The organism is Kitasatospora sp. NEAU-69 (assembly GCF_057158765.1).
The window spans coordinates 35,730-48,133 of record NZ_JBWXUE010000045.1 but is presented as its reverse complement, the minus strand read 5'-3'; the positions used below and the strand labels follow the sequence as shown (position 1 = coordinate 48,133).

The window sequence follows — 12,404 nt, the reverse complement described above, 5'->3', positions numbered from 1 at the left end:
GGCACTTCGGACGGACCGTCGGATCCCGGGTCCCGACCCTTTGGTCGGTCGAATTCATGGACACTCCCCCATCCTCGCGAGCCATGATCGAATTCACTGATCCCGGATGGGGCATCAGGTTTCGCCGGGTCTGACGGGAGGCCAACTCCGGTCGGCGAGGGCTTACTTACCAGGTAAAGATCGTCAACGAAGGGTCCTTGCAGCCGAAGGCCTGTCAGATGATCTCCGCTATTGATCTTGACAATGGCGAAAAGGCCATGTGATGGCCGTCACAGGCATTTGCGAATTCAACTTATCTCTGTCTAACGTGCTCCCCGTTCGTGGTCACACGGACCAAGAGCAACCGGACGCCGAATCCTGCCACCGGTCGCGCTTGCACCGCACAGACGCATCACGGCAGGAGCGGGGGAACCACAGGTAAGCGCTGCGGGCGTCGGTCCTCGGACCGGCACGACGCCTGCGGCTAGGGGTGAAGCCGTGCTCAGCACGGCCGGGCAACTCCAGCCCGAATCCGACAGCTCACCTCGTAGGCGTAGGAGAGGAACGCGTCTTCATGCTGCCCACTACCGGCACGACCCGTCCGTCCCGCAACGCGCGCCGCCTGATCGCGGCCACCGGCCTGGTCGGCCTGGGCCTCAGCCTGCCGTGCATCACCGCCACCACGGCGTCCGCCGCGACGGTCTCCACCTGGGACAAGGTCGCCCAGTGCGAGAGCAGCGGCGACTGGAGCATCAACACCGGCAACGGCTACTACGGCGGCCTGCAGTTCTCCGCGAGCACCTGGGCCGCGTACGGCGGCACCCAGTACGCCGCGCAGGCCAACCAGGCCACCAAGGACCAGCAGATCGCGGTCGCCGAGAAGGTCCTCGCGGACCAGGGCCCCGGCGCCTGGCCCGTCTGCGGCCCGCAGGCCGGCCTGACCCAGGGCGGTGCCGCTCCGGCGATCAACCCGGGCGCCGCGGCGACCAGCACCCCGGCTCCGAGCACGCCGGCTCCGAGCACGCCGGCCGCGAGCGCCCCCGCGCAGGGCAACTCGGCGCAGGGCAGTGGCTCCGGCCACAGCTGGAACGGCCAGGGCGGCTGGGGCAACTGGAACCACGGCTCGCAGGGCAACCAGGACTACACCGTCAAGGCGGGTGACTGGCTGTCCACCATCGCCAGCAGCCACCACGTGGACGGCGGCTGGCAGAAGCTGTACGACCTCAACAAGGCGCAGCTGACCCACGGTCCGGACTCCATCTACCCCGGCCAGCGCCTGCACCTCGGCACCTCGGGCCAGCAGGGCGGCGGCAACGCGCCTGCGGCCGCTGCCACCACCGCCACCACCACGACGAGCGCCCCGGCCGCCACCGCGGCTCCGGCCGCCGCTGTCGCGCCGAGCGGCGCGATGGCCACCGCGGTCGCGTTCGCCGAGTCCAAGGTCGGCCAGGCGTACGTCTACGGCGGCACCGGCAACGGCGGCTGGGACTGCTCCGGCCTGACCCAGGCCGCGATGGCCGCGGCGGGCATCTCCATCCCGCGCGTCGCCGCCGACCAGGCCGCCGCCGCCACCCCGGTGTCGATGAACAGCCTGCAGCCGGGCGACCTGCTGTTCTGGTCGAACGACGGCAGCACGGCGGGCGTTTACCACGTCGCGATCTACGTGGGCAACGGCAGCTTCGTCGAGGCCGCCAACCCGAGCGCGGGCGTGAAGTACGAGACCATCGCGAACTACGCCCCGAGCTTCGCCGGCCGGGTCTGATCGTCGGTCGGTCGTAGCGCTCGGCGCTTGGCACTTGGCACTTGGCACTTGCGCGACTGTGGGCCTGTGGGCCGCTTCCCTTTGGGGGAGCGGCCCACGGGCGTTCCCGGTGTGCGGCATGCTGGGGGTCCGCCACCGATCAGGAGGGGACCCCGCATGGCCAAGGTGACCGTCACGCTGGATGCCAATCTCGCCATCGACGCGATGCTGCTCAGCGGCACCAAGAACCCGCAGGACGCGGTCGAGCTGATCGTCCGCGACTACCTGGCCCGCGGTCAGCGGACCGAAGCGCGCACGGGCGAGGCCCACACCGCACTCGACCGCCCCCACACGGACCGCCCGGCAGCCGAGGGCTGAGGGCTGAGGGCTGAGGGCTGAGGGCCGGACAGCCCTGGGCCGGGCCCGGCCCAGGCTTGCCCGGCTGAGCGCGAGCCCCGATGGGCAACCCGATGGGCAACCCGATGGGCAACCCGATGGGCAACCCGATGGGCAACCCGATGGGCATGCCTGAGCCCCGGCCACCAGAGGTGGCCGGGGCTCAGGCATGCCCATCGGGTGCAGGGCGAGCGTTACGGGGTGGGGATGGAGAGGGGATTGCCAGCGCTCGCGCGGTGTCAGCGGTGGGGCCGGGATCGCGTGGCCGGCGCAGCGCCACCACGCTGGCGCGGTGTCAGCGTGGTGGGCGGGGATGGCGCTGCCGGCGGGGGTTCAGCGGTGGGGGCGGGCTCCGGTGGAGCCGCGCATGACCAGTTCCGGTTGGAACATGAACTCCGCCCGCTGGGCCGCGCCGCCGCCGACCTCCTCCAGGAGGGCGTCCACGGCGGCGGTGGCCATGGCCTCGACGGGCTGGCGGATCGTGGTGAGCGGCGGCTCGGTGAAGGCGATCAGCGGGGAGTCGTCGAAGCCGACCACCGAGATGTCCCCGGGCACGGTCAGCCCGCGCTGGCGCACCGCGCGGATCGCGCCGAGTGCCATCATGTCGCTGCCGCAGACGATCGCCGTGCAGCCGCGGTCCAGCAGCGCGCCGGCCGCCGAGTGGCCGCCCTCGACGCTGAACAGCGTGTGGTGCACCAGCTGCTCGGCCTCCTCGGCCGTCTTGCCGAGCACCGCCTGCAGCGCCGCGGTGAAGCCCTCGATCTTGCGCAGCACCGGCACGTACCGGCGCTGGCCGACGGCCAGGCCGATCTGCTCGTGGCCGAGCTCGGCCAGGTGCTGCACGGCCATCCACATCGCCGCCCGGTCGTCGGGCGAGATGAACGGCGCGGCGATCCGCTCGCTGTAGCCGTTGATCAGCACGAACGGCACCTGGCGTCCGGTCAGCTTGGCGTACCGGTCGTGGTCGGCGGTGGAGTCGGCGTGCAGGCCGGAGACGAAGACGATGCCCGCCACCCCCCGCTCGACCAGCATCTCGACCAGTTCGTCCTCGGTCGACCCGCCCGGCGTCTGGGTGCAGAGCACCGGCGTGTAGCCGTGCCGGCTGAGCACCTGCTCGATCACCTGGGCCAGCGCGGGGAAGATCGGGTTGCTCAGCTCCGGCGTGATCAGCCCGATCAGGCCGGCGCTGCGCTGACGCAACCTGGTCGGCCGCTCGTACCCGAGCACGTCGAGCGCGGCCAGCACCGTCTGGCGGGTCGTCGCGGAGACACCCGCCTTGCCGTTGAGGACGCGGCTGACGGTGGCCTCGCTGACCCCCGCCTGCGCCGCGATGTCCGAGAGTCGCGCCGTAGTCACGAGGCCAGAGCCTATTGCACCCACCTCAGACCGCCCACCAACTGGTGCTGTCCGGTGCCAGCACCGTCTCGCCGTCCACCACCACGGTCTCGGCGGAGGAGAGCAGCAGCCGGCCCGGGGCGGCGTAACGGACCGGCGAGCCGGTCGTGTTGGCGAGGCAGACAACCGCCTGCCCGTCGGCCTCGCGGCGCAGCGCCAGCACGCCCTCGGGCGCGGGCAGCCACTGGACCCCGGTGCCGGCACCGAGCCCGGCGTGCGCGCGGCGCAGCGAGAGCGCGCTGCGGTAGAGCTCCAGCGTGGAGTTCGGGTCGCCGGTCTGCGCCTCGACGCTCAGCTCGGCCCACTCGGCCGGCTGCGGCAGCCAGCTCGGGCCGCCCTCGGTCGGTCCGAAGCCGTACGGCGCCGCGGTGCCGGACCACGGGATCGGCACCCGGCAGCCGTCCCGGAAACCGTCCTGGCCGCTGGCCCGGAAGAAGGACGGGTCCTGGCGGACCTCGTCGGGCAGGTCGGTGACGTCGGGCAGGCCGAGCTCCTCGCCCTGGTAGATGTAGGCGGAGCCGGGCAGCGCGAGCATCAGCAGCGTCGCGGCGCGGGCCCGGCGCAGGCCGAGCGCGCGGTCGCCCTGCTCGCGGATCTGGGTGCCGCCGGGCGGGTTGGCGAACCGGGTCGCGTGCCGGGTGACGTCGTGGTTGGAGAGCACCCAGGTGGTCGGGGCGCCGACCGGGAGCATCGAGGCGAGCGAGGCGTCGATCACCTCGCGCAGCTCGGCGGCGTCCCAGCTGGTGCCCAGGTACTGGAAGTTGAACGCCTGGTGCAGCTCATCGGGGCGCACGTAGTTGGCCGTGCGCTGGACGGTCGGGGTCCAGGCCTCGGCGACCGCGATCCGCTCGCCCGGGTACTCGTCGAGGATCGTGCGCCAGCTGCGGTAGATCTCGTGCACGCCGTCCTGGTCGAAGAACGGCATCACGTCGTTGCCGAGCAGCTTGAGCTGGTCGTGGCTGCCGAGGTCGGGCAGGCCGGCGGCCTTGACCAGGCCGTGCGCGACGTCGACCCGGAAGCCGTCGACGCCCATGTCCAGCCAGAACCGCAGGATCGAGCGGAACTCGTCGGCGACCGCCGGGTGCTCCCAGTTGAAGTCCGGCTGCTCGGGCGCGAAGAGGTGCAGGTACCAGTCGCCCGGGGTGCCGTCGGGGTTCTTCGTCCGGGTCCAGGCCGGGCCACCGAAGATGGACTCCCAGTCGTTCGGCGGCAGTTCGCCGCTGACGCCCTTGCCCGGGCGGAAGTGGTAGCGCGAGCGCAGCGCCGAGCCGGGGCCCTCGCGCAGCGCGCGGACGAACCACTCGTGCTGGTCGGAGGAGTGGTTGGGGACCAGGTCGACGATGATCCGCAGGCCCAGCGCGTGCGCGTCCCGGATCAGGCCGTCGGCGTCCATCAGGCTGCCGAACATCGGGTCCACCGCGCGGTAGTCGGCGACGTCGTAGCCGGCGTCGGCCTGCGGGGAGGCGTAGAACGGCGACAGCCAGACCGCGTCCACGCCCAGGTCGCGCAGGTACGGCAGCCGGCTGCGGACGCCCGGCAGGTCGCCCATGCCGTCGCCGTTGGCGTCGGCGAAGCTGCGCGGGTAGACCTGGTAGATGACCGCGTCCCGCCACCAGTCTCTGCCGGCGTCGGCCTGCTTCGCGGCCGCGGCGGGGGCGGTGCGGGAGGGCCGCGAGGTGTCGGCCAGGTTCTGGGTCATGTCAGGGGGATCCCTTGGAAACGAGGAAACGGCTTGTGGCAGTGGGAGTATGACGGATCGTCATATGCGGCGGAGCGGCGCCCGTCAGGACTTCGCGGCACCCGCGGTCAGCCCGGTGACCAGGTTCTTCTGGACCAGGTAGAAGAGCGCGGTGACCGGGATCGCGATCAGTACGGCGGTGGCGGCCATCAGGTTCCACTGGCTCTCGTACTGGCTGACGAAGGTGGTCAGGCCGACCGCGAGCGTGTACTTGTTCGAGCTGAGCATGAAGGTCGAGGCGAACGGCACCTCGGCCCACGCGGTCAGGAAGGAGTAGAACGCGGCGACCGCCAGGCCCGGACGGGCCAGCGGCAGGATCAGCCGCCAGAAGGTGCCGAACGGGGTCAGCCCGTCGACCCGGCCGGCCTCGTCGATCTCCGTCGGGATGGTGTCGAAGTAGCCCTTCAGCAGCCAGGCGCAGTACGGCACGGTGGTGGTCGAGTAGACCAGGATCAGGCCGCCGTAGCTGTCCAGCAGGTTGAGGCTGGCCATGATGTAGTACATCGGCACGATCAGCACGGCGATCGGGAACATCTGGGTCGCCAGCAGCGACCACATCAGCGGGCGCAGGCCGGGGAACTTCATCCGGGAGACCGCGTAGCCGGTGCTGGCCGCGATCAGCACGCCGAACACGGCGGTGCCGCCGGCGACGATCACGGAGTTGCCGAACCAGGTCAGGAAGTCGGTCTGGCCGAGCACCTTGGAGAAGTTGGCGAGCGTCGCCTTGCCGAGGATCTGCCCGGGGTGCAGGTAGTCCATCTTGTCCGGGCCGAGCGAGACGTAGCAGATGTACAGCACCGGGAAGATCGCGACCAGCGCGGTCAGCCCGAGCGTGGCGTGGATCAGTGCGGTCGCGGGGCGGCTGCGCTCACCCCGCCGGCGGACGGGGGCGGGCTTGGCCGCACTGGCGGGGACCCCGGTCGCCCGGGGCATCAGGTCGGTGGTGGTGCTCATCGGTGGCCCTTCCTGGGTGGTCTGGTCTGCCTGCGTTACCGGCGCTGCTGACGTACCGTCAGACGGCGGTCTGGTCGGCGCGCTTCAGCCAGCGCTGGTAGAAGGCCGTGAAGACGACCAGGATGGACAGCAGGATGATCCCGTAGGTCGCCGACTGCGCGTAGTCGCGCGGCAGTTGACCGAAGCCGAGCTGGTAGGCCCAGGTCACCAGGATCTGCACGTCCGGCGCGTTGTTCTTGCCGAACAGCAGGTAGATGATGGTGAACTGGTTGAAGGTCCAGATCACGCCGAGCAGCACCACCGTGCTGCTGACCGAACGCAGGCCCGGCATGGTCACGTTGCGGAACCGCTGCCAGGCGCTCGCGCCGTCCATCTCGGCGGCCTCGTACAGCTCGGCCGGGATCGACTGCAGGCCACCGAGCAGCGAGACCATCATGAACGGCACGCCGCACCAGGTGTTGACCAGGATCGCGGCGGCCTTCTGCGCCAGCGGGTCCTCCAGCCAGTTCGGCTGCGGCAGGTGGGCGAAGCTCAGCAGGCTGTTGACCATCCCGCCGTCGGAGAGCATCAGGCGCCAGGAGAAGACCGTCACGAAGCTCGGCACGGCCCACGGCACGATCAGCATCAGCCGGTAGAAGGTGCGCCCGCGCAGCTTCTGGTTGAGCAGCAGCGCGAGGCCGAGGCCGAGGCTGAAATGCAGCACCACGCAGGTCACGGTCCAGATGATGGTCCAGACGAAGTGCGACCAGAACCGGTCGTAGGAGCCGGGGCCGAAGAGCACGTCGGTGTAGTTGTGCAGCCCGACGAACTTGAAGGTGTCGGGGATGTGGTTGACGCCGACCGTGTGGCCCACGTTGAGGCTGTTCGCGTCGGTCAGCGTCAGGTAGATGCCGCGGCCGAGCGGGTAGGCGACCAGCACCCCCAGCATGATCACCACGGGTGCGGCCATCGCGTAGGCGTACCAATACGTGCTGTACGAGCGCTTCAGGCTCTTCACCAGTGCTGTCATGAGGGTGGAACACCTTCTCCGAGTCGGTACCGGACGGCATGGCCGCCCGGCCCGCCGTCAGGTGGCGGGCCGGGCGGAGCGCGGGATTACTTCGAGAAGTCCGGCAGGAGCTTGGTGTAGTCCTGCGCGGTCGTGTCGAGGCCGGCCTGGATGCTCTGCTGGTTCTGCGCGATCTTGCCGAGGCTGGTGCTCAGCGAGGTGTACAGCGAGGAGTACTCGGGCAGGGCCGGGCGCGGCTGGCCGACGCTCAGGATCTGCTGGAAGCCGGCGATGCCCGGGTCGGCCTTGACGTCGGCGGTGTAGGCGTCGGTGCGGGTCGGCAGCGTCGAGTTCTTCTGCGCGATGTACGACTCGCTGTCGGCCGAGGTCATGAACGCGGCGAACTTCTCGGCGGCGGCCTGGTGGGCGGCGTCCGAACCGGCGAAGACGCACAGGTTGTGGCCGCCGATCGGGGCGCCGGCCTTGCCGGTGGAGCCGGCCGGGACCGCGGCGATGCCGAGGTTGGTGTGGTCGGTGAAGGAGGAGCCCTTGTAGATGTTGGTGATCTCCCACGGGCCGTTGATGACCGCCGCGACCTTGCCGTTGTTGAACGCGTCCATCATGTGCGCGTAACTGTCGGTGGTCACGTCGGCCTTGACGGTGCCGGGAGCGCTGAACATCGACTGGTAGGTCGCGACGGCCTGCGCGGCCTGCGCCTTGTTGACGGTGATCTTCTTGCCGGCGGCGTCGACCATGTCGGTGCCCTCGCCGTAGAGGTACGGCATGGCGTAGTAGGCGTCGCCCGCGCGCTGCTCGAAGCCGTCCACGCCGGTCTTGTCCTTGACGGTGGCGGCGTCGGCCTTCAGCTCGTCCCAGGTCTTCGGCGGGGTGGCGATGCCGGCCTTGGCGAAGAGTGCCCGGTTGTAGAGCAGACCCAGGGTGTCGGTGACCAGCGGGACGCCGTAGGTCTTGCCCTGGAACTGCGCCTGCTTGAGCAGGCTGGGCTGGAACGCCGAGGAGTCCGGCAGCGCGGCGGTGCCGTCCAGCGGGGTCAGGAAGCCGGCCTTGGCGAAGGCGGCGGTCCAGCCCACGTCGGAGCGGAAGACGTCGGGGGCGCCCTTGCTGCCCATCGCGGTCTGCAGCTTGTCCTGTGCCTGGTCGAACGGCACGTTGACGAAGTTGACGGTGATGTTCGGGTTGGCGGCCTCGAACTTCTTCACCACGTCCTGGTAGTTCGGAGCCTCGTTGGTGGCGTTGGAAGTGTCCCAGTAGGTGATGGTCACCGGACCGGACGTCGAGCCGGCCGAGCCGGAGCCGCTGCTGCCGCAAGCCGCAAGAGAGACCGCGAGGGCCGCAACGAGGGCGGAGGCCGCGATGCCACGCCGCATGAGAACTCCAAAGGTAAGGGTGGTGGGGGTGGGTGCCCGAGCTGGGGAGACGGGAGCGCATACTTGCCCCCAAGCTCGCCCCTGACGCCGACCGCACCTGGCGCCGGATTCGGGCTCGGGCAGGAACGTAACAGCGCTGCAAGCGGTAGTGAAAGTTCTTGCAGCAAGTTTCTGCAAGAACCGGGCGATCGTTACATCCACGTGTCCGGACGGTTGCCTCCACGCGTCTTGACTCACAGGTCCACCGACCGGCCGGTCCTTGACACCACAGGGGGGCAGGTCATGGGATTGGTCTGGGCCGCCCCCACCCCACGGGCGGGCCTGCCCTGGCCGGCGCAGTCCAGGGGGTCAGTCGCTCAGGAGGCGCAGAGATGGCGTACTACCGCACCGTCGGCACGGTGCCGCCGAAGAGGCACACCCAGCACCGCAACGAGGCCGGCGGCCTCTACTACGAGGAGCTGATGGGCGAGGAGGGCTTCTCCTCCGACTCCTCGCTGCTCTACCACCGCGCCATCCCGTCCGCGCTGGTGGACAGCCGGATCTGGGTGCTGCCGGAGGGCAAGCCGGAGCCCAACCACCCGCTGAAGCCGTTCCACTTCAAGCTGCACGACCTCTTCCCCGGCGAGCAGTGGCGCCAGACCGACGCCGTGCGCGGCCGGCGCACCGTGCTCTCCAACGCCGACGTCCGGATCGGCTACGTGGCCTGTGGCCAGCCCTCGCCGCTGTACCGCAACGCGATAGGCGACGAGTGCGTCTACGTGGAGTCCGGCACCGGCACCGTGGAGACGGTCTTCGGCACGCTGGACGTCGGCCAGGGCGACTACGTGATCCTGCCGCGCGCGACCACCCACCGCTGGGTGCCGACCGGCGACGAGCCGCTGCGGCTGTACGCGATCGAGGCGAATAGCCACATCACGCCGCCGAAGCGCTACCTCTCCAAGTTCGGCCAGCTGCTGGAGCACGCGCCGTTCTGCGAGCGCGACCTGCGCGGGCCGGTCGGGCCGCTGGTCGTCGATGCTGACAGTGGTGCCGCCGAAGACACTGAGATCTACGTCAAGCACCGCGGCAACGGCGCCTCCGGCATCGCCGGCACCGTCTTCGTGACCCCGACCCACCCGTTCGACGTGGTCGGCTGGGACGGCTGCCTCTACCCTTACGCCTTCAACATCGCCGACTACGAACCGATCACCGGCCGGATCCACCAGCCGCCGCCGTCGCACCAGGTCTTCGAGGGCAACAACTTCGTGATCTGCAACTTCGTGCCGCGCAAGGTGGACTACCACCCGCTGTCGATCCCGGTGCCGTACTACCACGCGAACGTGGACAGCGACGAGGTGATGTTCTACTGCGGCGGTGACTACGAGGCCCGCAAGGGCTCCGGCATCGGCCAGGGCTCGATCTCGCTGCACCCGGGCGGCCACACCCACGGCCCGCAGCCCGGCGCGTACGAGCGCTCGATCGGCGCGGAGTTCTTCGACGAGCTCGCGGTGATGGTGGACACCTTCCGCCCGCTGGAGATCGCCGAGGGCGGCCGGGCGAGCGACGACGGCAAGTACGCATGGAGCTGGAGCGGGCGCGGCCCGCAGGACGGTGGCAACAACAAGTGACTGTGCAGCAGAGCTGGGTTCCGGTCCCCGAGGGCTCGGACTTCCCGGTGCAGAACCTGCCCTACGGCGTCTTCACTCCCCCGCACGCCACCGGCGCGCGGGTCGGCGTGGCGATCGGCGAGCACGTGCTGGACCTGTCGGCGATCTGGGCCGGCACCCCGCTCGGCGCGGACCTGGCGACCGGCTCGCTCAACCGCTTCCTGCGGCGCGGCCCGGCCGAGTGGGCGTACGTGCGCGAGCGGGTCACCGGGCTGCTCACCGACGAGGCCGAGCGCCGCCTGGTGGAGGCCAACCTGCACCGGATCGACGAGGTGACGCTGCACCTGCCGGTGGAGGTCGCCGACTACGTCGACTTCTACGCCTCCGAGGACCACGCGACCAACCTCGGCCACATGTTCCGCCCCGGCGGCGAGGCGCTGCTGCCGAACTGGAAGCACCTGCCGGTCGGTTACCACGGCCGCTCCGGCACCGTGGTGGCCTCCGGCACCGAGATCCGCCGGCCGAGCGGCCAGCGCAAGGGCCCGAGCGACCCGGCGCCGGTCTTCGGCCCGTCCGTGAAGCTCGACATCGAGGCGGAGGTCGGCTTCATCGTCGGCGCCGGCTCCACCATGGGCGAGCCGGTCGGCGTGGACGACTTCGCGCAGCACGTGTTCGGCGCGGTGCTGCTCAACGACTGGAGCGCGCGCGACATCCAGGCCTGGGAGTACGTGCCGCTCGGCCCGTTCCTCGGCAAGTCCTTCGCGACCTCGATCTCCCCCTGGGTGGTGCCGCTCGCGGCGCTGGAGGCGGCCCGCACGGCCACCCCGGCGCAGCAGCCCGAGCCGCTGCCGTACCTGGTGGAGAAGGAGCCGTGGGGCCTGGACCTGCGGATCGAGGTGCGGCTGAACGACGCGGTGGTCTCCCGGCCGCCGTTCGCCGGCATGTACTGGTCCGCCGCGCAGATGATGGCGCACACCACGGTGAACGGCGCCTCGCTGCGCACCGGCGACCTGTACGGCTCCGGCACGGTCTCCGGTCCCGAGGCCGACCAGCGCGGCTCGCTGATCGAGCTGACCTGGAACGGGCGTGACCCGATCACGCTGCCGGACGGCTCGACCCGCACGTTCCTGGAGGACGGCGACACGGTCACCATGACCGCGAGCGCCACCGGCGCGGACGGCGTGCGGATCGGCTTCGGCGAGGTCAGCGGCACGATCAAGGGCTGACCGAGGACGAGAACCGGCCGATGGCCGGTCACCCCGAGCGCGGGGTGACCGGCCATCGGCACGTCTGTGCAGGTTGCTGCGCTCGTGCTTTCGGGTGAAGCAGTAAGGATTTGCATATCCGTCACATCACCCGACCTGTGACCCGGCTCTACGGTGGCGACAGACCGTCAGTTCACGTCCCACCCCAGGGAGCAGAGCACATGTCCGCAGCCCGCCGCCGCACCCGTCCCCGCCGCCCACTCGCGGCCACCGCCGCGCTCGCGGCACTGGCCGCCGTCCTCGGCAACGCCGTGCCCGCACTGGCCGGACCCGTACTTGCCGGACCCGCCGTGGCCAACGCGCCGCTGCTGCGCCCGGTCGGCCCCGGCCTGCCGCACCAGACCGGCCCGCACGGCGGGCACATCAACGGCGACAGCACCAACTGGTCCGGCTACGCGGCCACCGGCAAGAAGTTCACCAGCGTCAGCGCGAGCTGGATCCAGCCGACGGCCGTCTGCGACAGCACCGACACCTGGTCGAGCTTCTGGGTCGGCCTGGACGGCGACGGCAGCCGCTCGGTCGAGCAGACCGGCAGCGAGGCGGACTGCTCCAGCGGCACGCCGACGTACTACTCCTGGTTCGAGATGTACCCGGCCTACCCGGTCATGTACCAGGACAAGGTGGCGCCGGGCGACCGGTTCACGGCGAGCGTCACGGCGGGCGCGAACGGCGCCTTCACGCTGGTGCTCGCCGACACCACGCAGGGCTGGCAGCACACCGCGCGCAAGACGCTGCGCAATGCCGCGCTCGCCTCGGCCGAGGTGATCGCCGAGGCGCCGTCCAGCCTGTACGGCCCGCTGCCGCTGACGAACTTCGGCAAGGTGGCGTTCAGTTCGGCGACGGCGAACGGGAAGCCGATCGGCTCGTTCAACCCGGAGAACATCACCATGGTGAGCGGCGGCACCACGCTCGCCACCACCTCGCCGCTGACCGGCGGTTCGGCGTTCTCGGTGGACTGGCAGGCGCAGGACTGA

Annotated in this window: 10 protein-coding genes and 1 riboswitch; of the genes, 5 read left to right on the top strand and 5 right to left on the bottom strand. The window is 70.5% G+C overall.

Annotation, left to right across the window (positions count from 1 at the left end; all coding sequences use genetic code 11):
• The first annotated feature begins 377 nt into the window (after positions 1-377).
• A riboswitch (cyclic di-AMP (ydaO/yuaA leader) is annotated at positions 378-546 on the top strand.
• Positions 547-553: 7 nt separating this feature from the next.
• Both AC060L_RS33790 and AC060L_RS33785 read left to right on the top strand, forming a co-directional pair.
• On the top strand, positions 554-1,741 hold the full coding sequence (locus AC060L_RS33790; RefSeq protein WP_483802806.1) for a transglycosylase family protein: 1,188 nt from the start codon (positions 554-556) through the stop codon (positions 1,739-1,741).
• A gap of 156 nt (positions 1,742-1,897) precedes the next feature.
• On the top strand, positions 1,898-2,098 hold the full coding sequence (locus AC060L_RS33785) for a hypothetical protein (protein ID WP_483802805.1): 201 nt from the start codon (positions 1,898-1,900) through the stop codon (positions 2,096-2,098).
• Positions 2,099-2,449: 351 nt separating this feature from the next.
• On the opposite strand, the gene AC060L_RS33780 is transcribed toward AC060L_RS33785, so the two are convergent.
• The 5 genes from AC060L_RS33780 to AC060L_RS33760 all read right to left on the bottom strand — a co-directional run bounded on the left by AC060L_RS33780 (position 2,450) and on the right by AC060L_RS33760 (position 8,579).
• Positions 2,450-3,472, bottom strand: a complete 1,023-nt coding sequence (locus AC060L_RS33780) for a LacI family DNA-binding transcriptional regulator (protein WP_483802804.1) — start codon at positions 3,470-3,472, stop codon at positions 2,450-2,452.
• A gap of 25 nt (positions 3,473-3,497) precedes the next feature.
• On the bottom strand, positions 3,498-5,210 hold the full coding sequence (locus tag AC060L_RS33775) for a glycoside hydrolase family 13 protein (protein ID WP_483802803.1): 1,713 nt from the start codon (positions 5,208-5,210) through the stop codon (positions 3,498-3,500).
• An 84-nt stretch (positions 5,211-5,294) separates the two neighbouring features.
• Positions 5,295-6,203: a sugar ABC transporter permease gene (locus tag AC060L_RS33770; RefSeq protein WP_483802802.1), complete on the bottom strand. Its 909-nt coding sequence runs from the start codon at positions 6,201-6,203 to the stop codon at positions 5,295-5,297.
• A 58-nt stretch (positions 6,204-6,261) separates the two neighbouring features.
• Positions 6,262-7,212, bottom strand: a complete 951-nt coding sequence (locus tag AC060L_RS33765) for a carbohydrate ABC transporter permease (protein ID WP_483802801.1) — start codon at positions 7,210-7,212, stop codon at positions 6,262-6,264.
• Between the two features lie 86 nt (positions 7,213-7,298).
• Positions 7,299-8,579 (bottom strand): extracellular solute-binding protein, encoded by a 1,281-nt coding sequence (locus AC060L_RS33760; protein WP_483802800.1) that lies wholly within the window; start codon positions 8,577-8,579, stop codon positions 7,299-7,301.
• A gap of 371 nt (positions 8,580-8,950) precedes the next feature.
• Between AC060L_RS33760 and AC060L_RS33755 the strand changes: the two genes are divergently transcribed.
• The 3 genes from AC060L_RS33755 (at position 8,951) to AC060L_RS33745 (ending at position 12,404) form a co-directional block, all read left to right on the top strand.
• Positions 8,951-10,186 (top strand): cupin domain-containing protein, encoded by a 1,236-nt coding sequence (locus AC060L_RS33755; RefSeq protein WP_483802799.1) that lies wholly within the window; start codon positions 8,951-8,953, stop codon positions 10,184-10,186.
• Positions 10,138-11,391 (top strand): fumarylacetoacetase, encoded by a 1,254-nt coding sequence (fahA, locus tag AC060L_RS33750; RefSeq protein ID WP_483802798.1) that lies wholly within the window; start codon positions 10,138-10,140, stop codon positions 11,389-11,391. Before AC060L_RS33755 ends, fahA begins: the two co-directional genes overlap by 49 nt.
• Before the next feature lie 200 nt (positions 11,392-11,591).
• Entirely contained in the window at positions 11,592-12,404 is an 813-nt protein-coding gene (locus AC060L_RS33745; RefSeq protein ID WP_483802797.1) for a G1 family glutamic endopeptidase, read from the top strand.